This window comes from Curtobacterium sp. MCPF17_002 (genome assembly GCF_003234115.2).
Taxonomy (GTDB): Bacteria; Actinomycetota; Actinomycetes; order Actinomycetales; family Microbacteriaceae; genus Curtobacterium.
Genome location: NZ_CP126251.1, coordinates 2,702,677 through 2,725,767 on the forward strand (window position 1 = coordinate 2,702,677; position 23,091 = coordinate 2,725,767).

Annotated in this window: 24 protein-coding genes and 1 tRNA gene; 6 read left to right on the top strand and 19 right to left on the bottom strand. The window is 69.6% G+C overall.

Going from position 1 to position 23,091, the window contains the following annotated elements:
- Window positions 1-7: 7 nt before the first annotated feature.
- The 4 genes from rplL to DEJ28_RS12515 form a co-directional block, all read right to left on the bottom strand.
- On the bottom strand, window positions 8-391 hold the full coding sequence (gene rplL / locus DEJ28_RS12500) for a 50S ribosomal protein L7/L12 (RefSeq protein ID WP_111115967.1): 384 nt from the start codon (window positions 389-391) through the stop codon (window positions 8-10).
- A gap of 51 nt (window positions 392-442) precedes the next feature.
- Window positions 443-958 (bottom strand): 50S ribosomal protein L10, encoded by a 516-nt coding sequence (gene rplJ, locus DEJ28_RS12505; RefSeq protein WP_017888663.1) that lies wholly within the window; start codon window positions 956-958, stop codon window positions 443-445.
- A 362-nt stretch (window positions 959-1,320) separates the two neighbouring features.
- Entirely contained in the window at window positions 1,321-2,874 is a 1,554-nt protein-coding gene (locus DEJ28_RS12510; protein ID WP_111115966.1) for a sensor histidine kinase, read from the bottom strand.
- Window positions 2,871-3,659 (bottom strand): response regulator transcription factor, encoded by a 789-nt coding sequence (locus DEJ28_RS12515; protein ID WP_111115965.1) that lies wholly within the window; start codon window positions 3,657-3,659, stop codon window positions 2,871-2,873. The genes DEJ28_RS12510 and DEJ28_RS12515 overlap by 4 nt, the downstream gene beginning before the upstream one ends.
- Window positions 3,660-3,869: 210 nt before the next feature.
- On the opposite strand from DEJ28_RS12515, the gene DEJ28_RS12520 reads away from it, so the two are divergent.
- Window positions 3,870-5,414 (top strand): ABC transporter permease, encoded by a 1,545-nt coding sequence (locus DEJ28_RS12520; RefSeq protein ID WP_111115964.1) that lies wholly within the window; start codon window positions 3,870-3,872, stop codon window positions 5,412-5,414.
- A gap of 206 nt (window positions 5,415-5,620) precedes the next feature.
- Complete coding sequence (locus tag DEJ28_RS12525) at window positions 5,621-6,295, top strand: ABC transporter ATP-binding protein (protein WP_111116004.1); 675 nt, start codon at window positions 5,621-5,623, stop codon at window positions 6,293-6,295.
- Window positions 6,296-6,416: 121 nt separating this feature from the next.
- Here DEJ28_RS12525 and DEJ28_RS12530 read toward each other — a convergent pair whose 3' ends face one another.
- From DEJ28_RS12530 to DEJ28_RS12555, 6 genes are all read right to left on the bottom strand, one after another.
- Window positions 6,417-7,385, bottom strand: a complete 969-nt coding sequence (locus DEJ28_RS12530) for a TolB family protein (protein ID WP_111115962.1) — start codon at window positions 7,383-7,385, stop codon at window positions 6,417-6,419.
- A 112-nt stretch (window positions 7,386-7,497) separates the two neighbouring features.
- The gene (locus tag DEJ28_RS12535) at window positions 7,498-8,337 is read right to left on the bottom strand and encodes a carbohydrate ABC transporter permease (protein ID WP_111115961.1); all 840 of its coding nucleotides are present in this window, start codon (window positions 8,335-8,337) and stop codon (window positions 7,498-7,500) included.
- A complete protein-coding gene (locus DEJ28_RS12540) occupies window positions 8,330-9,325 on the bottom strand; it encodes a carbohydrate ABC transporter permease (protein WP_111115960.1) in 996 nt (331 codons plus the stop codon). The genes DEJ28_RS12535 and DEJ28_RS12540 overlap by 8 nt, the downstream gene beginning before the upstream one ends.
- A gap of 185 nt (window positions 9,326-9,510) precedes the next feature.
- Window positions 9,511-10,812 (bottom strand): ABC transporter substrate-binding protein, encoded by a 1,302-nt coding sequence (locus tag DEJ28_RS12545; protein WP_111115959.1) that lies wholly within the window; start codon window positions 10,810-10,812, stop codon window positions 9,511-9,513.
- A gap of 115 nt (window positions 10,813-10,927) precedes the next feature.
- Complete coding sequence (locus tag DEJ28_RS12550) at window positions 10,928-12,079, bottom strand: Gfo/Idh/MocA family protein (protein ID WP_111115958.1); 1,152 nt, start codon at window positions 12,077-12,079, stop codon at window positions 10,928-10,930.
- Entirely contained in the window at window positions 12,076-12,822 is a 747-nt protein-coding gene (locus tag DEJ28_RS12555; protein ID WP_111115957.1) for a sugar phosphate isomerase/epimerase family protein, read from the bottom strand. Before DEJ28_RS12555 ends, DEJ28_RS12550 begins: the two co-directional genes overlap by 4 nt.
- 146 nt (window positions 12,823-12,968) lie before the next feature.
- On the opposite strand from DEJ28_RS12555, the gene DEJ28_RS12560 reads away from it, so the two are divergent.
- Window positions 12,969-14,180 (top strand): ROK family transcriptional regulator, encoded by a 1,212-nt coding sequence (locus DEJ28_RS12560; RefSeq protein ID WP_181433743.1) that lies wholly within the window; start codon window positions 12,969-12,971, stop codon window positions 14,178-14,180.
- Between the two features lie 265 nt (window positions 14,181-14,445).
- The gene (locus DEJ28_RS12565; protein ID WP_258368099.1) at window positions 14,446-15,024 is read left to right on the top strand and encodes a YqaJ viral recombinase family protein; all 579 of its coding nucleotides are present in this window, start codon (window positions 14,446-14,448) and stop codon (window positions 15,022-15,024) included.
- Here the strand turns inward: DEJ28_RS12565 and DEJ28_RS12570 are convergent.
- The 6 genes from DEJ28_RS12570 to DEJ28_RS12595 form a co-directional block, all read right to left on the bottom strand.
- Window positions 15,021-15,632 carry a Pr6Pr family membrane protein gene (locus tag DEJ28_RS12570; RefSeq protein WP_111115955.1) on the bottom strand — a complete coding sequence of 204 codons (612 nt, stop codon included), beginning with the start codon at window positions 15,630-15,632 and terminating at the stop codon, window positions 15,021-15,023. The genes DEJ28_RS12565 and DEJ28_RS12570 overlap by 4 nt on opposite strands.
- Before the next feature lie 101 nt (window positions 15,633-15,733).
- Window positions 15,734-16,423: a 50S ribosomal protein L1 gene (gene rplA / locus DEJ28_RS12575; RefSeq protein WP_111115954.1), complete on the bottom strand. Its 690-nt coding sequence runs from the start codon at window positions 16,421-16,423 to the stop codon at window positions 15,734-15,736.
- Window positions 16,424-16,527: 104 nt separating this feature from the next.
- On the bottom strand, window positions 16,528-16,959 hold the full coding sequence (gene rplK, locus DEJ28_RS12580) for a 50S ribosomal protein L11 (protein WP_017888638.1): 432 nt from the start codon (window positions 16,957-16,959) through the stop codon (window positions 16,528-16,530).
- A gap of 143 nt (window positions 16,960-17,102) precedes the next feature.
- Window positions 17,103-18,161, bottom strand: a complete 1,059-nt coding sequence (gene nusG, locus DEJ28_RS12585; protein WP_111115953.1) for a transcription termination/antitermination protein NusG — start codon at window positions 18,159-18,161, stop codon at window positions 17,103-17,105.
- Between the two features lie 135 nt (window positions 18,162-18,296).
- On the bottom strand, window positions 18,297-18,560 hold the full coding sequence (gene secE / locus DEJ28_RS12590; protein ID WP_402739123.1) for a preprotein translocase subunit SecE: 264 nt from the start codon (window positions 18,558-18,560) through the stop codon (window positions 18,297-18,299).
- 35 nt (window positions 18,561-18,595) lie between these two features.
- Window positions 18,596-18,668, bottom strand: a tRNA-Trp gene (locus DEJ28_RS12595).
- A 181-nt stretch (window positions 18,669-18,849) separates the two neighbouring features.
- On the opposite strand from DEJ28_RS12595, the gene DEJ28_RS12600 reads away from it, so the two are divergent.
- On the top strand, window positions 18,850-20,031 hold the full coding sequence (locus DEJ28_RS12600; RefSeq protein ID WP_111116002.1) for a pyridoxal phosphate-dependent aminotransferase: 1,182 nt from the start codon (window positions 18,850-18,852) through the stop codon (window positions 20,029-20,031).
- A gap of 175 nt (window positions 20,032-20,206) precedes the next feature.
- Here the strand turns inward: DEJ28_RS12600 and DEJ28_RS12605 are convergent, their stop codons facing one another.
- The 3 genes from DEJ28_RS12605 to DEJ28_RS12615 are packed head-to-tail and all read right to left on the bottom strand — an operon-like array spanning window position 20,207 to window position 22,109.
- Window positions 20,207-21,223 (bottom strand): UDP-N-acetylmuramate dehydrogenase, encoded by a 1,017-nt coding sequence (locus DEJ28_RS12605; protein WP_258368095.1) that lies wholly within the window; start codon window positions 21,221-21,223, stop codon window positions 20,207-20,209.
- Window positions 21,224-21,237: 14 nt separating this feature from the next.
- Window positions 21,238-21,663, bottom strand: a complete 426-nt coding sequence (locus tag DEJ28_RS12610; protein ID WP_111115951.1) for a MaoC/PaaZ C-terminal domain-containing protein — start codon at window positions 21,661-21,663, stop codon at window positions 21,238-21,240.
- Complete coding sequence (locus DEJ28_RS12615) at window positions 21,660-22,109, bottom strand: MaoC family dehydratase N-terminal domain-containing protein (RefSeq protein WP_111115950.1); 450 nt, start codon at window positions 22,107-22,109, stop codon at window positions 21,660-21,662. Before DEJ28_RS12615 ends, DEJ28_RS12610 begins: the two co-directional genes overlap by 4 nt.
- Before the next feature lie 134 nt (window positions 22,110-22,243).
- On the opposite strand from DEJ28_RS12615, the gene DEJ28_RS12620 reads away from it, so the two are divergent.
- On the top strand, window positions 22,244-22,633 hold the full coding sequence (locus DEJ28_RS12620) for a hypothetical protein (RefSeq protein ID WP_111115949.1): 390 nt from the start codon (window positions 22,244-22,246) through the stop codon (window positions 22,631-22,633).
- Window positions 22,634-23,091: the final 458 nt, after the last annotated feature.

Here is a 23,091-nt window from a genome sequence, read left to right on the forward strand (position 1 = left end):
GCAGTGACTACGCGAGCTCGATCGTGGCGCCAGCGGCCTCGAGGGCAGCCTTCGCCTTGTCGGCCGTCTCCTTGTTGACACCCTCGAGCACCTTGGCGTCGGCGGTCTCGACGAGCGCCTTGGCCTCACCGAGGCCGAGCGACGTCAGGCCACGGACCTCCTTGATGACCTGGATCTTCTTGTCACCAGCGGACTTGAGGACGACGTCGAACTCGGTCTTCTCCTCAGCGGCCTCGGCCGGAGCAGCTGCGCCGGCGGGGGCGGCAGCGGCGACCGGGGCGGCCGCGGTGACCTCGAAGACCTCTTCGAACTTCTTCACGAAGTCCGAGAGCTCGATGAGCGTGAGCTCCTTGAAGGCCTCGATGAGCTCGTCCTGCGAAAGCTTCGCCATGATTTTCTCCTACTACTAGCTAGTACGTGTGGTTGATGAACGCGTGCCTGATCAGGCCGCGGACTCCTGCTTCTCGCGAAGGGCGTCCACGGTGCGGACGGCCTGCGAGAGGGGTGCCTGGAACAGGTACGCAGCACCGAACAGCGAGGCCTTGAGTGCGCCGGCGAGCTTGCCGAGCAGCACTTCACGGGACTCGAGGTCGGCGAGCTTGTCCACCTCGGTCGCGGTGAGCGGGTTACCGTCGAAGTAACCGCCCTTCACCACGAGCTCGGGGTTCGCCTTGGCGAATGCACGCAGCGACTTCGCGACGGCGACGGTGTCACCGTGGACGAAGGCGAGAGCGGACGGACCGGCGAGTTCGTCGTCGAACGACGAGATGCCGGCGTTGTTCGCCGCGATCTTGGTCAGCGTGTTCTTCACCACGGCGTACGTGGCGTGCTCACGGATCGAGTTGCGGAGCTCCTTGAGCTGCGCGACCGTGAGACCGCGGTACTCGGTGAGCAGAACGGCGTTCGAGCTCCGGAAGGACTCCGTGAGCTCGGCGACCGCAGCTTCCTTGTTCGCCATGGTTCTCCTTGGGGTTTCTTGCCGGTAGCCCCAGGTCCACGAACGAAAAAAGCTCCGGCGCAGAGGCTCGGAGCTGCTTCCACCAGAAAGGCGGGAGTGGTTCTGAACACCTGCGCGGGATGCCTCACGATGGAGGACCTTCGGTTCACATGCGAGCACGCGAACATCCGGCGGTCTTTGGCTTCGAGAACTGTACCAGATGCTCTGGAGGTGACCAAACACCGGACTGGAGGCGCGGTGCGGGCCCGCCCCGCGCCTCCAGTCCGTGGTCACGCGCGTTCCAACCCATCACGCGTGCAGTAGGAAGCGGAACCGCTCGTAGGGGGTCGGAAAGAACTGCCTCCTACGAGCGATTCGACCTCCTACGCGCGATCTGGCACCTCGGACCATGCCGCCGCTGGGGCAGGCGCAGCAGCCTCAGCAGCAGCCGCATCGGGCCCGGCAGCCGCCACGTCGGGGGTCTGCTCGGCGGGCAGGTGCACGGTGAACACGGTGTTGCCCGGCTCGCTCGTCACGTCGACGGACCCGCCGTGCGCCTGCACGACCGCGTCGACGATCGCGAGCCCGAGCCCCGTCGACCCGGCGGTGCGGGAGCGTGAGCTGTCGGCGCGGGCGAACCGCTCGAACAGCTTCGGGAGGAACTCCGGGTCGATGCCCTGCCCGGTGTCCCGCACGGTGAGGTCGACACCGGGCCGGGAGCCGGCCCCCGACGCCGACGGAGCGATCCCCACGGTGATGCGGGTGCCGTCCGGGGTGTGGGTGCGTGCGTTCGTGACGAGGTTGACGATGACCTGGTGCAGGCGCGCAGCGTCCCCGACGACCACGACCGGCGACGACGGCACGTCGACGTCGATCGGGTGCTCCGGCGATGCGGCGTGCGCGTCGTTCACCGCGTCGAAGACGAGGCCGGTCAGGTCCACGTCGTCGAACTGGATCTCACGGCCCTCGTCGAGCCGGGCGAGGAGGAGCAGGTCCTCGACCATCGAGGTCATCCGGATCGACTCCGACTCGATGCGGCTCATGGCGTAGACGACGTCCTTCGGCAGGTCGCCGCCCATCCGGCGGGTGAGCTCGGCGTACCCGCGCACCGAGGCGAGCGGGGTCCGGAGTTCGTGCGAGGCGTCCGCGACGAACTGCCGCACCTTCTGCTCCGAACGCTCCCGGGCCTGCATGGCCCCGGCGATGTGCCCGAGCATCCGGTTGAAGGCGCTGCCGACGCGTCCGACCTCGGTGCGTGGATCGGTGTCCGGCACGCGGACGTCCTGCAGGGCGTCGCTCCGCTCGAGCGGCATCCGGGCGACGGTCGAGGCCGTCTCGGCGACGCGTTCGAGTGGGCGGAGGGACCGGCGGACGACGACCGCTGCGACGATCGAGGCGACGACGAGGGCTGCGGCGACGACGAGGATGACGACGACGAGCAGGGACCGGATGCTGTCGTACACCGGCGACATGGGCAGCCCGACGACGAGCACGGCGTTGCCGAGCGCAGGGTTGTCGACCTGCACGGCGGCGACCCGGTACTTCCCGAGGGAGCCGCCGAGGCTCATCGTCGCGGGGTCGACACCGACCTTGACGTCACCGAGCCGCTTCAGCTGGTCCGTCGTCAGCGCGGACCGCGAGCTGTCCTCGTTGAGCACGATGCCGGCCGCGACGCCACCGGTCACGTAGTACGCGGTGAGCGTGCCCGCGGCCTGCCCGAGCGGCTGCAGTGCGTCGTCGTTCGGCCGTTGCCCGCCCTCCGGCTGGTCGCCCTGGCCGAACTTCGTCGACGCACGGGCGGTCGCCTTCTGCAGCTGCGCGTCGATCGCGCCGGTCTGGATGGTCGCGAGCGCGATGATGCTGCCCGCGCCGATGACCGCGCTGACGGCCACGACGAGGGCGACGATGCTCAGGACGAGCCGGCGCCGGAGGGTCACGAGGTGGGCTTGATGACGTACCCGACGCCGCGCACCGTGTGGATCATCGGGGTCTCGCCGGCGTCGATCTTCTTGCGCAGGTAGGAGATGTAGATCTCGACGACGGACGACTTGCCGCCGAAGTCGTACGACCACACGCGGTCGAGGATCTGCGCCTTCGACAGCACACGGCGGGGGTTCCGCATGAGGAACCGGAGCAGCTCGAACTCGGTGGCGGTCAGTTCGATGGGCCGGCCGGCGCGGGACACCTCGTAGGACTCCTCGTCGAGTACCAGGTCGCCCACGACGATGCGCGAGTCGCCCGCCTCGGAGATCGAGATCTGCGAGCGGCGGATGAGCCCGCGGAGGCGCGCCACCACCTCTTCCAGCGAGAACGGCTTCGTGACGTAGTCGTCGCCGCCGGCGGTGAGGCCGGTGACGCGGTCCTCGACCGAGTCCTTCGCGGTGAGGAACAGCACCGGGGTGTCGTCGTTGTTCTGACGGAGGCGACTGAGGACCTGCAGCCCGTCGAGGTCGGGCATCATGACGTCGAGCACCATGGCGTCCGGCTTGAACTCGCGCGCGGTGGCGAGGGCGTCCTGGCCGCCGTTCGCGCTCTTCACGTCCCAGCCCTCGTACCGGAGCGCCATGGACAGGAGGTCGGTGAGGCTGGCTTCGTCGTCGACGACGAGGATGCGCAACGGGTTTCCGTCGGCACGGGTGAGGCGCGGGGCGGCTGCAGGCTGGGAGATGGTCACGTCTTCGAGTATCGAGAGTTTTCTATGAGCGGTCTGTGGAGCGGCCATCGAGCGTCTGTGGGTCGTCGAGGAGATGTGGGCGCGCGGCCGGTCGAGGGCCCGCGGGCCGGCACGTCCCGAGCCGAACGACGGGCTCCTTAGCCATCCCATAGGAACGGGCAGTGCGGCCCATAACCACGCTGCCTAGGTTCTCCCCGTCGGCCCCGCCGTGCGCTCTGCACGGCCGGTGACCCCCGCCGGCCACCACCGAGGAGAACCATGTTCCTGACCTACCTCAGGCGCGAACTCACGAACCGCAAGAAGCAGACCGTCATCATCGCGATCGGCATGGCGCTCGCCATCGCACTCGTGGTCATCGTGTCCTCGATCGCGGGCGGCGTGAAAGCGGCGCAGGCGAGCGTGTTGGAGTCCGTCTACGGCGTCGGCACGGACATCACCGTGACCAAGACCGAGACCCCGAGCGCGTCGAGCACCGGGCGTCCGAGCTTCGACTTCGGCAGCCAGGGCGCCTCCGGCAGCGACAGCAGCGGCTCGACCGACCTGTCCCAGTCCCGCCTCGCCGTGTCCCGCGGATCGAGCACGCTGAGCGCCGCGAACGTCACGACGGTCGCCGGCACGAGCGGCGTCAAGGCTGCGACCGGTGTCCTCACCCTCGAGAACAGCACGTTCTCGGGCCAGGTCCAGCAGCAGTCCGACAGCGGCACGAGCAGCGACACCGCCACCCAGCAGAGCCCGCCCAGCGGCACCGGCGGCACCGGGGGCACCGGGGGCGGCGGCTTCGGCGGCGGCTCCTTCAGCGTCGACTCGTTCACGGTCACGGGCATCCCGGTCTCCGGCGCCGCCGTCGGCCCCCTGACGAGCACCGAGCTGACCAAGGGCCGGACCTTCACGGCGAAGGACGCCGGCAAGGACGTCGTCGTGCTCGACGCGAGCTACGCGAAGAGCGAGTCGAAGGCCGTCGGTGACACCGTGTCGATCGGCGGGAAGGACTTCGAGGTCATCGGCATCGTCTCGTCGACCGGCTCCTCGTCGACCACCGGCTCGAACACCTACATCCCGCTCGACACCGCGCAGACCCTGGCGGACCTCGACGGCAAGGTCACCTCGATCTACGTCTCCGCGCAGTCCTCCTCCGACGTGGACACCATCAAGTCGGCGCTGCAGAAGCAGCTCACGAGCGCCACCGTCTCCACCGAGTCCGACCTGGCATCGAGCGTCTCGGGTTCGCTGAGCACGGCTTCGAGCCTCGTCTCGAACCTCGGCACCTGGCTGTCGATCGTCGTCCTCGTCGCGGCGTTCCTCATCGCGATCCTCTTCACGATCTCCGGCGTCACCCGCCGAACCCGTGAGTTCGGCACCCTCAAGGCCATCGGCTGGTCGAACGGGCGGATCACCCGGCAGGTCGCCGGCGAGTCCCTCGTGCAGGGCATCATCGGCGGCGTCATCGGTGCCGCCGCGGGCCTCATCGGCATCCTCGTCGTGAACGTGATCGCCCCGACGATCTCGGCGAGCGCCACGAGCACCACGAACCGCGGTGCGGGCGCAGGAGCCGGCGTGCCCGGCGGCGCTGCGACGGCGGCGGCCGGGAGCGGCACCACCGGTGGCGCTGCGGCCGGCGGGTTCGGCGGCGGCGGTGCGAGCACCGCGTCCACGACCGACGTCGTGCTGCACGCCCCGGTGACCGTCGAGGTGATCCTGCTCGCGATCGGGTTGGCGATCCTCGGTGGCCTCATCGCCGGCGCACTCGGTGGATGGCGTGCGAGCCGCCTCCGTCCGGCCGAGGCCCTCCGGAGCGTGGCCTGATGCCCGGGCCCGCCACCGGCGCGACGCCCACCACGGGCCGGCCCGCCACCGGCGCGACGCCCACCACGGGCCGGCCCACCACCGGCGCGACGCCCACCACCGACCCGACCACCGCAGCCAGCCCGACGACGCGACCCGAAGGAGCACCCGTGACCAGCACCGAGACCGCACCGTCCGCGGCGGAGGCGAGCCGCGCCTCCAGTCCGATCTACCGCCTGCAGAACGTGAGCAAGACGTACAAGCAGAAGAACCGGACCATCACGGCGCTGACGAACGTCGACCTGACGATCCCGCAGGGGCAGCTCGTCGTGATCCAGGGCCCGACCGGTGGCGGGAAGTCCACGCTGCTCCAGATGCTCGGCGCGCTCGACCGGCCGAGCGCCGGGTCGGTCCAGCTCGGCGACCGGGACGTCGCGAAGCTCGGCGACCGTGCGCTCACCGACCTCCGGGCGACCGAGATCGGCTTCGTGTTCCAGAGCTTCAACCTCATCCCGACGCTGACGGCGCTCGAGAACGTGGAGACCGCGTTCGCCGGCACCCTGGCGAACCGCACCCGTGCCGAGGTCCGTGCGCGGGCGACGGCGGCCCTCCAGGAGGTCGGGCTCGGCGAACGGCTCGACCACCTCCCCGCGGAGCTCTCCGGCGGACAGCAGCAGCGCGTCGCGATCGCGCGGGCACTCGTGAAGAACCCGAGCGTGCTGCTCGCGGATGAACCGACCGGCGCCCTCGACGAGGCCACCCGTGACGAGATCATGGGGCTCATCGAGAAGCAGTGGAAGGAGCGGGGACTCACCGTGGTCATCGTCACGCACGACTCGTGGGTGGCGAAGCGGGCGGAGCGCCGGCTGCACATCAAGCAGGGGCAGGTGCGCGAGGTCTAGTCGCGTCCACCACCCGGCCTGGAGGCACGGTGCGCGTCCGACGCGCACCGTGCCTCCCGTGGGTTGGTGGCGTTTCGCGGTCAGCGACAGGTCACGCCCGGCGCGGCCCGTGAGGTGTCGCTCAGCGCGCGAGGTCGCCCGTGCCCACAGGGCCGACGGGGTAGTCGCAGTAGGCGAACCAGGTCGAGTCGGGAGCCCACGGCGGCACGTTCACGGTCCCCTGGCCGCCGTCGAGCGCGACGAGCGTCTCCGGCGCCACGGCGATCCGGGCACCGCGGACGAGGGACCCCGGCAGCAGCCGGAGCTCGACGCGCTGGTCCGCCGGGTGCCCCTGCACGCCGGGCTCGTACGACAGGTAGAGCAGGTGCGCGCCGTCCGGCGACAGGTGCGGGAACCAGTTCACCCGGTCGTCGTTCGTGAGCCGCACAGGGTTGCCGTGGCCGGGCCAGAGCGACGCGAGCTGCGCCGTCCCCGGCGTGAAGCGCTCGGTGTTCCAGAGGAGGATGCCGCCGGCGGGGCTGATCGTGCAGCCGTCGTCGTGGTGCTCGTCGCGGGTGACGAACGTCGGCTCCCCCGTCACGGGGTCGACGAGCGCGACGTCGGTCGTCCACACGCCGTCCTCGGACAGCTCCCCGACGATCGCGGCGAGGGACGAGCCGTCCGGTGCGATGCCGTGCAGGTAGAACTTGCGCGTCACCGGCAGGACCGCGGCGGCGTCGGTGATCTGCTCGGTCGCTCCGCCCTCGGGCAGCGGCACCCGGTAGAGCTCGCCGTTCCGGGCGCTCACCACGATCGACGAGCCGGACGGGTCGAGCACGTGGTCGTTGTTGATCTCGTCGACGCCGTCCATCGGCACGGCCACGAGTGCGGACTCGTCGAGCACGGTGTCGCTGCCGGCGGCGGGGAGCCGCAGCAGCCAGAGGTCCCCGTCCCCGTTGAGCACGAGGGTGTCGTCGTCGAGGACGTTCGGCGCCTCGACGAGGACCGTGGCGGACTCGAACACGAGCCGGCTCGAGCGCGTCTCGACGTCGTACACGTGCACGCGGCTGGTCTGGCCGGGCAGCAGCTGCCGCCCTCGGTTCTCGGTCATGCGTCCATCCTGTCGTGTGCCTGGAACCGAGACTCGGCCCGGCGGACGTCCTGCGGGTGGATCCACCCGCGTTCTGTCCACCGAGCCGAGTCTCGGATGTGCGAACTCTGCGCTACTTCACCGCACCGGCGGTCAGACCGGCCACGAACTGACGCTGCACGACGAGGAACGCGGCCACGACCGGGATCGACACGACGAGCGACGCGGCCATCACCTGGTTCCAGTACACGTTCGTCTGCGTCGAGTACTGCTGCAGACCGACCGCCAGGGTGGACCCGAGACCGTTCGTCATGACGGAGGCGAAGAGGACCTCACCCCAGGCCGTCATGAACGAGTAGATGCCGACCGCCACCAGACCCGGACGAGCCGAGGGCAGGATGACCCGGAACAGGGCACCCATCGGACCCGAGCCGTCGACCATGGCGGCCTCGTCGAGTTCGCGCGGGATCGTCTCGAAGTACCCGGCGAGCATCCAGATCGAGAACGGCAGCGTGAACGTCAGGTAGGTGATGATCAGGCCGAGCCACGACCCGACCAGCTGGACGCCGAGGGCGTTCCCGAGGTTCGTGAAGATGAGGAACAGCGGGAGCAGGAACAGCACGCCCGGGAACATCTGGGTGGAGAGCACCGCGGTGGTGAAGGCGCTCTTGCCCTTGAAGTTCCAGCGCGAGACACCGTAGGCGGCGAACGTCGCGATGATCAGCGAGAACACCGTCGCCACCGTGCACACCACGAGTGAGTTGATGAAGTACCGACCGAGCGGCACCGTCGACCACATGTCGATGAACGGCTGGAAGGTGATGTTCGTCGGGATCCACGTGAAGTTGTTCTGCACGTCACCGAGCGGCTTGATGGCCGTGGTGATCATCACGTAGAGGGGAACGACCGTGAACAGGGTCAGGATGACCAGGGTGACGATCTTGAAGGACTTGGCGCCAGTCGTCTCACGCACGGACGGACCTCCGGTTGGTCACGGCGAGGTAGATGCCGGTGACGACGAGCAGGAAGAGGAGGAGCAGGACGCTCATCGCGGCACCCGAACCGAAGTTCCAGGTGATGAACGAGGCGTTGTAGATGTGGAAGCTCAACAGGTCGGCCGCAGGTGGCTGTGCGGTCGAACCGAACAGCACGAACGGTGTGTTGAAGTCGTTGAACGTCCAGAGGAACATCACGAGCACGAGCGTCACGTTGACCGGGCGGACCATCGGCAGGGTGATCGAGCGCCACTGCCGGAACGGCTTCGCGCCGTCGACCGAAGCGGCCTCGTACACGTCGTGCGGGACGGACTGCAGACCGGCCATCAGCATGAGGAACGCGAAGGGCCAGGTCTTCCAGATCGCCACGACCACGACCGCGGCGAAGGCGTTGTTGCCGATGAGCCAGAACGGTGCGTTCCCGCCGAAGAGGTGCAACTGATCGACCAACAGGTGGTTGATCGCGCCCGAGTCCCGCTGGAACATGAACTTCCAGGTGATGACACCGGCGTACATCGGCAGCGCGTACGGCACCAGGAACAGGGTGCGGAAGAGGCCACGGCCCGCGAAGGGCTTCTGCAGTGCGACCGCAGCGGCCATCCCGAACGTCCACGAGAGCCCGACGACCAGCACGGTGAACCCGCAGGTGATGAGGAACGAGTTGAGGACGCCCTTGCCGATGGCCTGGTCGAAGTCGATGACGACGGCGTAGTTCTTGAACCCGGCGAAGGGCGCAGCACCCCAGTTGGCGATGAAGTACTTGGTGAGCTGGATGAACGAGATCCAGATGCCGGTGAGCATCGGCACGATGTGGATGAGCAGCTCGAAGAGGATGGCCGGCGCGACGAGCGCGTAGGGCAGCCAGTGGGTCTTGCGCTTGCGACCTGGCGGACGGCCCGACATCGTCGGGGCCTTCGTGTGCGTCAGGTCGATGCGCTCCGAGTCGGGCAGGACCGTCGTGGACATGGGCGGGGCCTTTCGGCAAGAGGAGTGTTCGGGTGCGGCACGCGCGTGGCCGTGGCAGCGGCCGGGAGGCGCGGGGTGCGTGGGGCGTGAGCCTCACTGCCGACCGGTGGTCGGCTCTGGAGCGGAGGGGGTGGAGACCCGGGGCGGCCTTGCGGACGCGCCCCGGGCCTCCTGGCTGGGTTGGATCAGCCGTTCGCCTGGGACACCTGGTCCTGGGCGGTCTGCAGTGCGGTCTTGATGTCCGACTCGGACACCTTCGACCCGGTTGCGATCTTGGCGAACATGTCGTTCATCGCCTTGCCGACCGTGGACTCGAACTGGTCCTCGGCGGGCACCAGCGGGAGCGGCTTCGCCTTGTTGTTGTAGATGTCGAGGAACGTCTTCGTCTGCTCGTCGGTGACCGAGTCAGCAGCCGCGGCGAGCACCGGCAGAGCCGAGTACGGCTTGTCGAGCGTCGTCTGCGTGTCCATGCTCGTCATGTACTTGACGAACTTGAGCGCGCCGTCCTTGTTCTTCGTGTTCTTGAAGATCGACAGGTTGATGCCGGCCGGGAAGCTGGCGATCTCCTTGCCGCCGGTCGGGGCGGGAAGGGCCACGACGCCGTACTCGTCCGACTTCATCCCGAGGGACTCGATCGTCGCGTTGGCGTTGTTCTGGTTGAGGATGAACGCGGCCTTCTTGTTCGCGAAGTCCGTCACCGACTGGGTTGCGTTGTCGTACTGCGCGTTCGACGGGTTCGCGACCTTGGCGTCCTGCATCAGGTCGAGGTACCGCTTGATGCCGTCGACGTTGGCCTTCGACGTGAACGTGGGCTTGCCGTCCTTGTCGAACCACTCGCCACCGTTCTGCGCCGAGTTGATGAACGCGAAGTGCGAGTTCTCGGTGTAGGAACCGCCGGCGAGGCTGAACCCGTACGTGCTCCCGGTCGTCAGCTGCTTGGCGTCCTTGACCAGGTCCTCCCACGTGGTGGGCGGGGTGATCCCGGCGTCGGAGAGCATCTTCTTGTTGTAGTACAGGCCGTATGCGAGGCCGTACAGCGGGACGCTGGTGACGGTCTTGCCGGGCGCGCCACCCGTGGAGAGCGCGACCTTGCCGAATTTGTCGGAGCCGCCGATCGACTTCATCTCCGAGCTACCGAACTCCTGGAAGGCGCCGGTGGCCTGGAGCGAGGTCGCCCAGGTGTTGCCGATGTTGACGACGTCCGGGCCCTGGCCCGAGGTGACGGCGGTCTGGATCTTGTTCTGCAGGTCGTTCCAGCCGATGACCTGGAGGTTGACCTTGATCCCGGTCTCCTTGGTGAACTTCTTGAGGACGGGGGTCAGCACCTCCTTGTCGTTCTGGAGCGACGTGCCCTGGTTGGACGCCCAGTAGGTGAGCGTCTTGGAGTCGCCGGACGAACCGGAGTTCCCGGATGAACAGGCTGCGAGGCCGGTCACGGTGAGTGCCGCGGCCGCGGTGATGGCCAGTGCGCGGATGGCAGTGCGCATGACTCTCTACTTTCTCGTCGTTGAGATGGTGCAGGGGATGGAACGGGTCGTGCTGTCGGGTGCTGCTGTGTGGTGCGGTGTCCGCCCCCGGCCGGTGACCGGGGGGCGCCGGCCGTCAGGCCAGGGTCGACGCCGCGGGGTCCCAACCCTCGGGGAGGGTCGGGGAGGGTGCGACGGTGCTCTCGACGAGCACTGCCTCACCACGTTCGGCTGCCTCGGCGATGGAGACCATCACGTCGAGGACGTGGAAGGCGAGGGCACCGGGGACCCGGTTCTCCTCACCGGCGCGGAGGGCACGGGCGAGGTCGACCACGCCGGTACCGCGCGAGTAGGTGGACCCCACGGCGGGGATCGTCTCGGGCTCCTCGGAGCCGAGCGCGTACAGCTCGGTGTCGCCGTCGAAGTTGTTCGGGTCGGGGAACACGACCGTGCCGGTCTCGCCCGCGATCTCGACGAAGCCGGTGCGGCCACGGTCGGACTCGAACGAGAACACGCTCTGCGCGCTGCCGCCGTTCTCGAACTCGATGAGGGCCGAGTGGTTCGTCGGCACGTCGACCGGGAACTCGGTGCCCGCCTTCGGGCCGGAGCCGATCGTGCGCGTGGCACGGGACTTCGACGCGGTGGCGGTGACCTTCTTGACCGGGCCGAACGCCTGCACGAGGGTCGTGATGTAGTACGGGCCGATGTCGAAGAGCGGGCCGGCGCCGTACGCGAAGAGGAACTCGGGGCTCGGGTGCCACGACTCGGGTCCGGGGCTCTGGAAGAGCGTCAGGCCGTTGAGGGGCCTGCCGATCCGGCCGTCGCGGATGGTGCGGAGCGCGGTCTGCAGGCCGGCGCCGAGGAACGTGTCCGGGGCGACGCTGACGGTCTTGCCCGCGGCGACCGCGGCGTCGCGGAGTTCCGCGGCGCTGGAGCGGTCGAGGGCGTAGGGCTTCTCGCCCCAGACGTGCTTGCCGGCGGCGAGGGCCTGCAGGGCGACCTCGACGTGGGCGGCCGGGATCGTGAGGTTCACGACGATCTCGATGTCGTCGTTCGCCAGGAGCTCCGCGACGGTGCCCGATCCGGCGACGCCCCACTTCTCGGCCTGTGCCGCTGCCCGCGGCAGGTCGATGTCGGCGATGAAGTGGACCGTCACGTCGGGGAAGACCGTGAGGTTCGAGAGGTACTGGTCCGAGATGACCCCGGCGCCGATGACGCCGACGCCGACGGGGCCGGTGCGCTTCGTGTCGTCCGCCGAGTGGGTGACGGTCTGGTCGGTCGTGGTCATGCGCGTGCCCCCTCGAGGAACGTGTAGGAGTCGGCGACGGCCTGGAACACGTCACCCTCGTGGTCGTCGAGCTCGATCACGTGCAGCGCGTCCGGCGCCGCGGCGATGATCTCGCGGATCGGCATGATGCCGTTGCCGACGGCGACCTGCTTCTTGTCGTCGTGGGATCCGTCGCCGTCCTTGACGTGCAGGAACTTCACCTTGTCGCCGTACTTGCCGATGATCGCCACCGCGTCGTCACCGCCGACCTGCACCCAGTAGGTGTCGAGCTCGAGCACGACGTCGTCGGACAGCGCGTCGGCGAAGACCTCGTAGGCGCTGACGCCGTCGATGCGGTTCGAGAACTCGAACGCGTGGTTGTGGTAGCCGAGCGTGAGGCCGTGGTCGGCGGCACGCGGCGCGAGAGCGCTCAGTTCGCGGGCGATCGCCTCGACGTCCTCGCGGGTGGTCCAGCGGGCCTCGTCGATGTGCGGGTCGATCAGCGTCTCGGTACCGATCGTCGCGGTCGCGTGGAAGATGCGCTCGAGGTCCTGCTCGCCGGCGTCCAGCAGACGAGCGTGACCGCTCGGCGCGGCGAGGCCGGCGTCCTTCAGGGCGGTCGCGTACTCGTCGGCACGGTCCACGTAGCCGAAGAGTTCGACGTTCGTGAAGCCGATGCCGGCGATGCGCTGCAGGGTGCCGGGCAGATCGGCTCCGAGGGCGTCGCGGACCGTGTAGAGCTGGACCGAAAGCGGTTGGGTCACCAGGGGTTCTCCTCGTCGAGATGGTGGAGGTCGACTTCGACCGAGCGTCACACTACGAGGACTTTTGTCGGCGGTCAAGCAGAAGTTCGCGGAATGTCGACGAACTTCGTTGCGTGGCGCGTTCGATGTGTGCTTCACTCCCCCACATGGTCGACTTGACTCGGACGGCAGCGTCGCCTCCGGTCGGGACGAGCGAGCTCTTCCAGATCCTCCGCGACGGCGTGCCGCGCACCAGGGCAGAGCTCGCCGCACTGACAGGACTCGCACGCTCGACGATCGGCGTGCGCCTCGATGCCCTCATCGAGGTCGGACTCGTCGGACCGGTGGACACCGCAGCCTCCACCGGTGGGCGCCCGCCTGCCCAGGTGGCGCTGAAGCCGCGCGCCCGGCTCGTGGTCGCCGCCGACCTCGGTGCATCGCACGGCCGCGTCGCCGTGACCGACCTCGTCGCCGCACCGCTGGCCACCCGCGAGGCCCGGATCGACATCGCCGCCGGCCCCGTGCCCACCCTGACCTGGCTCGTCGAGACCGTCGACGCGCTGCTCGACGAGGTCGGGCGCTCCCGCGACGACGTCATCGCGATCGGCATCGGCGTGCCCGGCCCGGTCGAGTTCTCCACCGGACGCCCGGCGAACCCGCCGATCATGCCCGGATGGGACGGCTTCGACGTCCCCGGCTGGCTCCGCGGGCACATCGCCGCGCACGTCCTCCTCGACAACGACGTCAACATCGCGGCCCTCGGCGAACGCGAGCACGGCTGGCCGGACGTCGACCACCTGCTCTTCGTGAAGGTCGCCACCGGCATCGGCTCCGGCATCGTCTCCGACGGCGAACTGCAGCGCGGCGCCCAGGGCACCGCGGGTGACATCGGACACGTCCGGGTGTCGCGGGCGGGCGACGTCCCGTGCCACTGCGGCAACACCGGCTGCCTCGAGGCCGTCGCGTCCGGACCGGCCATCGCACGCGGCCTCCGTGCGAAGGGCCACGACGTGCAGACCAGCGCGGACGTCATCGACCTCGTCAACCGCTCCGACCTCGACGCGATCTACGCCGTCCGACAGGCCGGGCGGGACATCGGCGAGGTCCTCGCGACGTGCGTCTCCCTGATGAACCCCTCCGTGATCGCGCTCGGCGGATCGATCACCCAGGCCGGGGAGCACCTGCTCGCCGGCGTCCGGGAGGTCGTCTACTCCCGGTCGATGCCCCTCGCCACCGAGCACCTCGTCATCGCGCAGTCCCGCGCCGGCTCGGTCGCGGCGCTGCAGGGGGCGGCGGCACTCGCGATCGGGTACGCGCTCTCCCCCGCCGGGGTCGACGAGCTCGTCGCGTACGCCGAGGGGCGGCAGCTGGTCTCCTGACCGCGGCTGCGCCCGCTCGGTGCGCCGTCTCGGTGCACGGCTGTCGGCGCGTCACTGTCTGTGCGTCGCCGCCGGTGCGTCGCCGCCGGTGCGTCGGTTTCGCGACGTCGGTGCGCGGAGGGACAATCGTCTGGTGACGATCGTGCAGCCCACCTTGTGGGGTGACCTGGATCCGGGCCTGGAGGAACGGCCCGCCCCCGGGACGCCCGCTGCGGTCGCGCACGCCACGACTCCAGGGCCGCGTGGTCACGACGCCTTCACCGTCCTGCGCGGGCACACCGAGCGGATCGTGGCGCACTCGTCGGACCGCGTCGCCTGGCTCCGCGCCCGGGCGATGGGCATCACGGCCACCGACGTCGCCCGGCTCGCCTCGCTGCGGGCCGTCGACGCCGTCGTCACCGACAAGCGCTACGGCTCCCGGTTCTCCGGCAACTCGTACACCGAGCACGGCAAGGAACGCGAACCCGTCATCGCCGCCTGGGTCGCCGCGACCCACGGCATCCAGCCCTCGGCACACCTGTTCCACGCTGCGGCGAACCGCGCGCACCTCGCGACCCCGGACGGTGTCGGCGTCGACGGTGCATCACGGGTCGTGCTCGCCGAGATCAAGACCACCGGCAAGGCGTGGCGGAGCATCCCCCGGCACTACCTCCGGCAGATCTGGTGGCAGCAGTACGTGCTCGGGGCCGACCGCACCCTGTTCGTCTGGGAACGGCACGACGCGTTCGTGCCGGTGGCAGACGAGCCCGAGTGCCGGTGGGTGGACCGTGACGACGACCAGATCCACGGGCTGATCCAGCTCGCCGACCTGGTGCTCGACCGACTGCGGGCCGTCCGCTCCTAGACCTTCACCAGCCGGAGTCGGCTCATCCCCACGACGAGGATGCCGACCAGTGCGATCGACACCGCGACGCCGAGGCAGTAGAGCGCGACCACGCCGTAGCCGAGACCCGGGTCGAGGAACGGGTACGGCACCCAGCCATCGGTCGCCCCACGGATGAGGATGACGATCAGCCACACCGCCGGGTAGACGAGGAACCACCACACGTGGCGGAACAGCAGGCGCGCCCGGTCGGAGAACAGCAGCCAGTCGAGGACCGCGTACACCGGCATGATCTTGTGCAGGACGTCGTTCGACCACGAGACCGACGCCGAGACGTCCACGTTCGTGAGCAGGGTGTTGTAGACGATCCCCGTGGTCGCGATGTAGACCGTCGACGCACCGCGGAACACCGACAGCCCGACGCCCTGCTGGCGCTTCCGCTGCGCCGCGACCACCAGCGTCGCGGCGAACGCCAGCGCGATGAACACGTTCGACTGGATCGTGAAGTACCCGAAGAAGTTCCAGAACACGTAGCTCTCGAGCTTCGAGCTGACGAGCCACTGGGCGAGGATCGCCGCCACGACCGCGATCACCGCGACGAGGCGGAGCGAGTTCACGAGGATGCGCACGCGGCCACGCTATCGGGACAACAGGCCCGGAACGCGAAAGGACCCGCACCGAAACCGGTGCGGGTCCTCCGCCGAGTCCGAGGACTCGTGAGTCAGACGACTCAGATGCTGTTGACGTCCAGCGGGATGCCGGGGCCGAAGGTCGTCGAGACGGCGCCCTTCATGATGTAGCGGCCCTTCGACGCGCTCGGCTTGAGGCGGTTGACCTCTTCGAGCGCGGTCGAGATGTTCTCGTCGAGCTGCTCCGGCGTGAACGAGGCCTTGCCGACGACGAAGTGCACGTTGGAGTGCTTGTCGACGCGGAACTCGATCTTGCCGCCCTTGATGTCGTTCACGGCCTGCGCCACGTTCGGCGTCACGGTGCCGGTCTTCGGGTTCGGCATGAGGCCACGCGGGCCCAGCACCTTGCCGAGACGACCGACCTTGCCCATGAGCTCGGGCGTCGCGACGGCCGAGTCGAAGGCGGTGTAGCCCTCGGCGACCTTCGCGATGAGCTCGTCGCCACCGACCTCGTCGGCACCGGCGGCGATGGCGGCCTCAGCCGCAGCGCCGACAGCGAAGACGATGACGCGGGCGGTCTTGCCCGTGCCGTGCGGCAGGATGACCGTGCCACGGACCATCTGGTCCGCCTTGCGCGGGTCGACGCCGAGCTTGAGGGCGACCTCGACGGTGGAGTCGGTCTTGGTCGAACCGGTCTCCTTCGCCAGGGCGACGGCCTCGGTGGGGGTGTAGAACTTGTCGGCCTCGATCTTGGAGGCCGCGGCCCGGTAGGCCTTGGACTTCTTCGCCATGGTGTGTTCTCCTCGGGAGCTACGTGGTTGACGAGCCGGCGCGGCTCTCCCACGGAAGGGTGTTTGGGTGTGTGCCTGAGCGGTGAGCCGTGAGCCTGGTGCGGCTACGCCTCGACCGTGATGCCCATCGAACGAGCGGTGCCGGCGATGATCTTCGCGGCCTGCTCGATGTCGTTGGCGTTCAGGTCGGCCTGCTTGGTCTCGGCGATCTGACGGACCTGGTCCATCGAGATCTTCGCGACCTTGACCGTGTGCGGGGTCGAGGACCCCTTCTGCACACCCGCAGCCTTCTTGATGAGCTCAGCGGCCGGCGGGGTCTTGAGGACGAACGTGAACGAACGGTCCTCGTAGACGGTGATCTCGACCGGCACGACGTTGCCACGCTGCGACTCGGTCGCGGCGTTGTACGCCTTGCAGAACTCCATGATGTTCACGCCGTGCTGACCGAGTGCCGGACCGATCGGCGGGGCCGGGTTGGCGGCGCCCGCGTTGATCTGCAGCTTGATCAGGCCCGTGACCTTCTTCTTCGGTGCCATGTTGTGCTTCCTCCTGGAATCGAACGCACGGTCTTCCGTGCACTCTCCCGCTGGACCGGCCGTTCCGGACCGCGGTGAAGCCCCGCACGCACGAAGCGTGCGGGGCCAAACTCGTTGAGTCTACCTGACCTGAGAGGTCGGTACTAGAGCTTCGTGACCTGGTCGAAGCTGAGCTCGACCGGGGTCTCGCGCTCGAACAGCGAGACGAGGACGGTGAGCTTGCCGCTCTCCGGCTTGATCTCGGAGATCGAACCCGGCAGGCCCGCGAACGAGCCTTCCTTGATGGTGATCGTCTCGCCGACCTCGAAGTCGACCTCGGCCGCGGGCTGCGACTGGAGGCCGCCGCCCTTGGCGCCGCCCTTCGTCGGTGCGGCCTCGGCCACCTGGACGAGGGACTTCAGCATGCCGAACGCCTCGTCGAAGCGGAGCGGCGTGGGGTTGTGCGCGTTGCCGACGAAGCCGGTGACACCGGGGGTGTGCCGGACGACGGACCACGAGTCCTCGTTGAGGTCCATGCGGACGAGCACGTACGAGGGGATCCGGACGCGGGTGACCAGCTTGCGCTGCCCGTTCTTGATCTCGACGACGTCCTCCATCGGGACCTCGACCTGGTAGATCGAGTCCTCCATCGACATCGAGACCATTCGGTTCTCGATGTTCGACTTCACGCGGCGCTCGAAGCCCGCGTAGGAGTGGATGACGTACCACTTGCCCGGCTTCATCCGCAGCTCGGCCTTGAACGCCTCGTACGGGTCGACCTCGGCCTCTTCGGCGTCGTCGTCCTCGTCACCCTCGGCGTCGAGGGCCTCGTCGGCGGCGAGGGTCTCGTTCGCCTCGGCGGGGGACTCCCCCTCGAGCTCGATCTCTTCTTCGTCCTCGACCGCTTCGACGGCGGCCTCGGCCTCGTCGAGGGTGTCGACCTCGAGCGCGTCGTCGACGACGGCGTCCGCTTCGGGGTCGCGGGCTTCCTGGAGGGCGGTGAGGGCTTCGTCGAGGCCGGCGTCGACGGTGCCGTCGTCGGGCTCGTCGCTCAGGCCGAGCGACGGGTCGTCGTCGTCCTCGATGCCGATCGCGCGCTCTTCGGCCGACTCGACCGAACGTCCCTCACTGGTCTCGACGTCGCCTTCCTGGTTCTCCTCGACTTCGGAGGACTGCTCGGCAGCCGTGGCGAGGTCGATGTCGTCGCGGGAGTTGTCAGACACTGTCGGTTCTTTCCGTTCGGTGGTGCGGATCGGGTTGGCGTGCGCATCGGTTCACGATGAGCCTTGTCTCCGGCGACCGTACTCCTGTCCGCACGCGGTCAGATGTCCGGCGGGACAGGGCAGTCGGTGTCCGGGTCAGGCCGTCGGCCCGTTGCCGAACACGTACCCGACGCCGAGTCCGAACGCGAAGTCGAGGATCGACACCAGGATCATCATCACGACGACGAAGACCAGGACGACGCCCGTGTAGCTGAAGAGTTCCTTGCGGGTCGGTGTGACGACCTTGCGGAGCTCGGCGATGACCTGGCGGATGAAGAGCACGATGGCAGCGAAGGGCCCACGGCGCTCGGCCCGGTCCTGCTTCGCCTTGGCGACGACGTCGTCCGCCGTCGTCTCCATGTCTTTGCTCGCCAACTTCTACCCTTCCAGATGTGCAGGGCGGACAGGACTCGAACCTGCAACCTGCGGTTTTGGAGACCGCTGCTCTACCAATTGAGCCACCGCCCTTCGGACACGGTTCGTCACCGATCCGCGTTCCGGTGGACGAGTCTACGGGAGTCCGTCACACGGTGTCCACTTGACGGATGCTCCGGCGTGCCGCGCCGATAGGCTGGGACCCGTGAGCACCGAAGCCCCCGGCCCCGAGTCCACCGCAACCCCCGCCGCCACGCAGACCGATCGCCCCCGCATCGCGTCCCGCATCGCCGCCATCGCCGAGTCGGCGACGCTCAAGGTCGACGCGAAGGCCAAGGCGCTCAAGGCCGCCGGTCGTCCGGTGATCTCCTTCGCCGCCGGCGAGCCCGACTTCGCCACCCCGCAGCACGTCGTCGACGCCGCCGTCTTGGCCGCGCAGGACCCGAAGAACCACCGGTACACCCCGGCGACCGGCCTGCCCGAGCTGAAGCAGGCGATCGCGGAGAAGACCGCTCGATCGTCCGGCATCACCGTCGACCCCGCGCAGGTGATCGTCACGAACGGCGGCAAGCAGGCCGTCTACCAGGCCTTCCAGACCATCGTGGACGCCGGTGACGAGGTCATCCTCCCGGCGCCGTACTGGACCACCTACCCCGAGGCGATCCGGCTCGCGGGCGGCGTCCCCGTCGACGTCTTCGCCGGCAGCGACCAGGACTACCTCGTCACGGTCGAGCAGCTCGAGGCGGCCCGCACGCCGCAGACCAAGGCGCTGCTGTTCTGCTCCCCGTCGAACCCCACCGGCGCCGTGTACACCGCCGAGCAGACCCGGGCCATCGGCGAGTGGGCACTCGAGCACGGCATCTGGGTGATCAGCGACGAGATCTACCAGGACCTCGTGTACGACGGCGTGCGCTTCACCGGCATCCTCGAAGCGGTCCCGACCCTCGCCGACACGACGATCCTGGTCAACGGCGTCGCGAAGACGTACGCGATGACCGGCTGGCGCGTGGGCTGGTTCATCGGGCCCACCGACGCCGTGAAGGCCGCGTCGAACCTGCAGTCGCACCTGTCGTCGAACGTGTCGAACGTGTCGCAGCGCGCCGCGATCGCCGCACTGACGGGCCCGCAGGAGCCGGTGACCGCCATGCGCGAGGCCTTCGACCGTCGCCGCAAGTCCATCGTCGAGGGGCTCAACGCCATCCCGGGCTTCGTGACCCCGACGCCGCAGGGCGCCTTCTACGTCTACCCCGACGTCACGGCGCTGCTCGGTCGCGAGTGGGCCGGCAGCACGCCGACCACGACGCTCGAGCTCGCGGACCTCATCCTCGAGCACGCCGAGGTCGCGGTCGTGCCCGGCGAGGCGTTCGGCCCCTCCGGCTACCTCCGACTGTCGTACGCGCTCGGCGACGAGGACATCGCCGAGGGCGTCGCCCGCCTGGCGCAGTTCTTCGCCTGACACGACACGAACGCGCACGGTGCGAGCCTCGCACCGTGCGCGTTCGTCGTACCGGCTCGATCCGGTGCGAGGTTCCGGCCTCGGTGCGAGCCGGCACGGGTGACACCGGATCCGGAACCTCGCACCGTTCGACGCCACTCGGCGCGCACTCGTCGCGCGCCGGGCGCGAAGCCGCTCAGGCCAGCAGGTCCCCCACGACCACGGGCTCGGGCACGAGCGCGACCCCGAAGCGGTTGAGGACGGTCACCTGCACGTACCGGGCGAGCTCGGCCACCTGGGCGGCAGTCGCTCCCCCGCGGTTCGTCAGCGCGAGCGTGTGCTTCGACGAGATCGCCGCACGGGAACCGGGCACCGCGTACCCCCGGTGCACCCCCGCCTGCTCGATGAGCCACGCGGCGCTGAGCTTCACGTCGTCGCCGGCCGGCCAGCGCGGGGCCTCGGCGGGCAGCGTCTCGGCGAACCCGGCCGACACGATCGGGTTCGTGAAGAACGACCCGGCGCTCCACGTGTCGGGGTCGTCCGCGTCGAGGACCATGCCCTTCGAGCCGCGCAGCCGCAGCACCTCGGCCCGGACGGTCGCGGGGGCGACGACGTCCCCGAGCTCGACTCCGAGCGACCCCGCGAGCTGGGCGTAGCGGACCGGCACCCCGTCGCCCGAGGCCGTGCCGAGCCGGAACTCCACCGTCAGCACCACACCCCGGCGTCCGTGCTTGAGCGTGGACGTGCGGTAGCCGAGCGCCAGCTCGGCCGCGGGCACCCACGCGCGCTCCCCCGTGGCCGCATCGAGGAACTCGACCCGGGTGAGCACATCGGAGAGCTCGACCCCGTAGGCGCCGATGTTCTGCACGGGGGCCGCGCCGACCGTGCCCGGGATGCCGCTCAGTGCCTCCAGGCCCGTCCAACCGTGCTCGACGGTGGAGGCGACGAACGCGTCCCACGGTTCACCGGCCGCGACGCGGACGGTGACACCGTCCGTGTCGGGCTCGGCGGTGACGCCGGTGGTGCGCACCAGCACCACCGTGCCGTCGAAGCCGTCGTCGGCGACCAGGAGGTTGCTGCCGCCGCCGAGGACGAGCCACTCGTCGCCCTCCCACGCCGAGCGGGCGTGCGCGACGAGTTCGTCGGTCGTGGTCGCCGTGAGCAGTCGTGCGGCCGCGCCACCGACGCGGAGCGTCGTGAGGTCCGCGAGCACCGGTGCCGACACGGTCAGCGGAACGCCACCGTGACCTGCGCCTTGCCGAGCACGGTCTGCCCGGCGGCGGTCACGGTGAGGTCGATGCGCTGCGGGCGTCCCTCGTCGTCGACGGTGCCGACCTTCGCCACGACGCCGACGGTGGCGCCCTGCTCGGGGTCGACGACGACGGGACGGGTGAAGCGCACGCCGTAGCGGACGACGGACCCTCGGTCACCGAGCCACTCGGAGACCGGCTGCACGGCGAGGCCCATCGTGAGCATGCCGTGCGCCAGCACGCCGGGGAGCCCGACCGAGGCGGCGACGTCGTCGCGGTAGTGGATCGGGTTGAAGTCGCCTGAGGCGCCGGCGTACCGGACGAGGGAGTCGCGGGTGATGTGGACCTCGCGCTCGGCGACGACGGTGCCGACCTCGAGTGCGGTCACAGCTGCGGCGGTCATGCGTCGTCCCCCCGGACCACGAGGGTGGAGGTGGCGGTGACGACGTGCTCGCCGTCGGCGTCCACCACGGCGGACTCGGCGGTGACCATGGCGTTGCCGCCGAGGGTCTTCACGCTCGTGACGGTCAGCGTGGCGGTGAGCTCGTCGCCGGCGATGATCGGCCGGTCGTAGGTGAAGGCCTGCTCGCCGTGCACGACGCGGGAGAAGTCGATGCCGGCGTCGGGCTCGGCCAGGAGCTGGGCGAGCGTCGCCTCCTGCACGACGACCGCGAACGTCGGCGGGGCGACGACGTCGTCGTAGCCGGCGGCGCGGGCGGCCTCGGGCTCGTGGTGGATCGGGTTCGTCGCGAACACGGCACGGGAGAACTCGCGCACCTTCTCACGACCGACCAGGTACGGCTGGGCCGGCGGGAACGTCCTGCCGACGAGCTCGGGGTTCACAGACACATCCGTCAGTCTACCGACGCCCGTCCGGGGGCCTGTGTTCATGAGTATGCATCGGCTATGCTCGTCAGGCGCGGTCCGGGGGGACCGACGGACTCGAACAACCGCAGAACGATCTCCGGGGATGGGGAGGCACCATGCACACGACGACCGAGTTCGCCGTGCACACGGGCGACCGGTGCACGGCCATGGAGATCGCCGGCGCAGCGCTGCGCAGCACCGGCCACCACGTCGAGTCGACCGGCGGGACACTCACGGCGACGACGGGTAGCCGGGCGCTGACGATCCTGCTCGGGGCCCTCGTGCACCCGTCGCGGGAGTTCCGCCGGTACGAGCTCTCGACGACCGTCACGGGGACGTCGACCACGATCACGCTGCGGCACGCGGGACACGCGACCGCTGTCTCCGGCGGGGGCATCGGGGCCGGGCGGCGGCAGAGCGCGTGGGATCAGGTGAACGCGACGCTCGAGCGGGCGCTCCGGGCCGCCGGGGTGCTCGTGGCGCGGACGGAGCACCGCCCGTTCTGACGGCCGGTCGCGGCTGCGCCGGGCTGCGGACGGTTCGGGTGGGGGCGGCGCGTCCCGAGACTCGCCTGGGCGGACACGGCTCGCGTCGCGAGACGCGCGGTCAGTCCGCAGGACCGAGACTCGGATGGGCGGACGGCTCGCGTCGCGAGACACGCGGTCAGTCCGCAGGGCCGAGACTCGGCCGCGCGGCGTGCTCTGGTCGGGACCACACGACGGCCTGGAGGCGCGGTGCCGGGCTGGTGCGCGCCTCCAGGCCGGGGGTGGTCGCGTCCACGGCTCGGACGCTCGCCCGGCTGCTTGCGCGTCTGCCATAGGTGGGCGCGCGCGGCCGCCGCACAACGGAAGTCACGACGAACCACGGGATCCCACGGTTCCGGAGCACTTTGGTTGTGCGCCGCGGCGCCAAGCGCACCGCGGGCGCACCGCGCGCCGCGGCGCCGAAGCGCACCGCGGGCGCA

What these genes read in the sequence shown, in the direction of transcription:
- rplL (WP_111115967.1), bottom strand. Translation starts at nt 391, where the DNA reads ATGGCGAAGCTTTCGCAGGACGAGCTCATCGAGGCCTTCAAGGAGCTC.
- rplJ (WP_017888663.1), bottom strand. Translation starts at nt 958, where the DNA reads ATGGCGAACAAGGAAGCTGCGGTCGCCGAGCTCACGGAGTCCTTCCGG.
- DEJ28_RS12515 (WP_111115965.1), bottom strand. Translation starts at nt 3,659, where the DNA reads ATGGCCGCTCCACAGACCGCTCATAGAAAACTCTCGATACTCGAAGAC.
- DEJ28_RS12520 (WP_111115964.1), top strand. Translation starts at nt 3,870, where the DNA reads ATGTTCCTGACCTACCTCAGGCGCGAACTCACGAACCGCAAGAAGCAG.
- DEJ28_RS12530 (WP_111115962.1), bottom strand. Translation starts at nt 7,385, where the DNA reads ATGACCGAGAACCGAGGGCGGCAGCTGCTGCCCGGCCAGACCAGCCGC.
- DEJ28_RS12540 (WP_111115960.1), bottom strand. Translation starts at nt 9,325, where the DNA reads ATGTCCACGACGGTCCTGCCCGACTCGGAGCGCATCGACCTGACGCAC.
- DEJ28_RS12545 (WP_111115959.1), bottom strand. Translation starts at nt 10,812, where the DNA reads ATGCGCACTGCCATCCGCGCACTGGCCATCACCGCGGCCGCGGCACTC.
- DEJ28_RS12550 (WP_111115958.1), bottom strand. Translation starts at nt 12,079, where the DNA reads ATGACCACGACCGACCAGACCGTCACCCACTCGGCGGACGACACGAAG.
- DEJ28_RS12560 (WP_181433743.1), top strand. Translation starts at nt 12,969, where the DNA reads ATGGTCGACTTGACTCGGACGGCAGCGTCGCCTCCGGTCGGGACGAGC.
- rplA (WP_111115954.1), bottom strand. Translation starts at nt 16,423, where the DNA reads ATGGCGAAGAAGTCCAAGGCCTACCGGGCCGCGGCCTCCAAGATCGAG.
- rplK (WP_017888638.1), bottom strand. Translation starts at nt 16,959, where the DNA reads ATGGCACCGAAGAAGAAGGTCACGGGCCTGATCAAGCTGCAGATCAAC.
- secE (WP_402739123.1), bottom strand. Translation starts at nt 18,560, where the DNA reads ATGGAGACGACGGCGGACGACGTCGTCGCCAAGGCGAAGCAGGACCGG.
- DEJ28_RS12610 (WP_111115951.1), bottom strand. Translation starts at nt 21,663, where the DNA reads ATGACCGCCGCAGCTGTGACCGCACTCGAGGTCGGCACCGTCGTCGCC.
- DEJ28_RS12620 (WP_111115949.1), top strand. Translation starts at nt 22,244, where the DNA reads ATGCACACGACGACCGAGTTCGCCGTGCACACGGGCGACCGGTGCACG.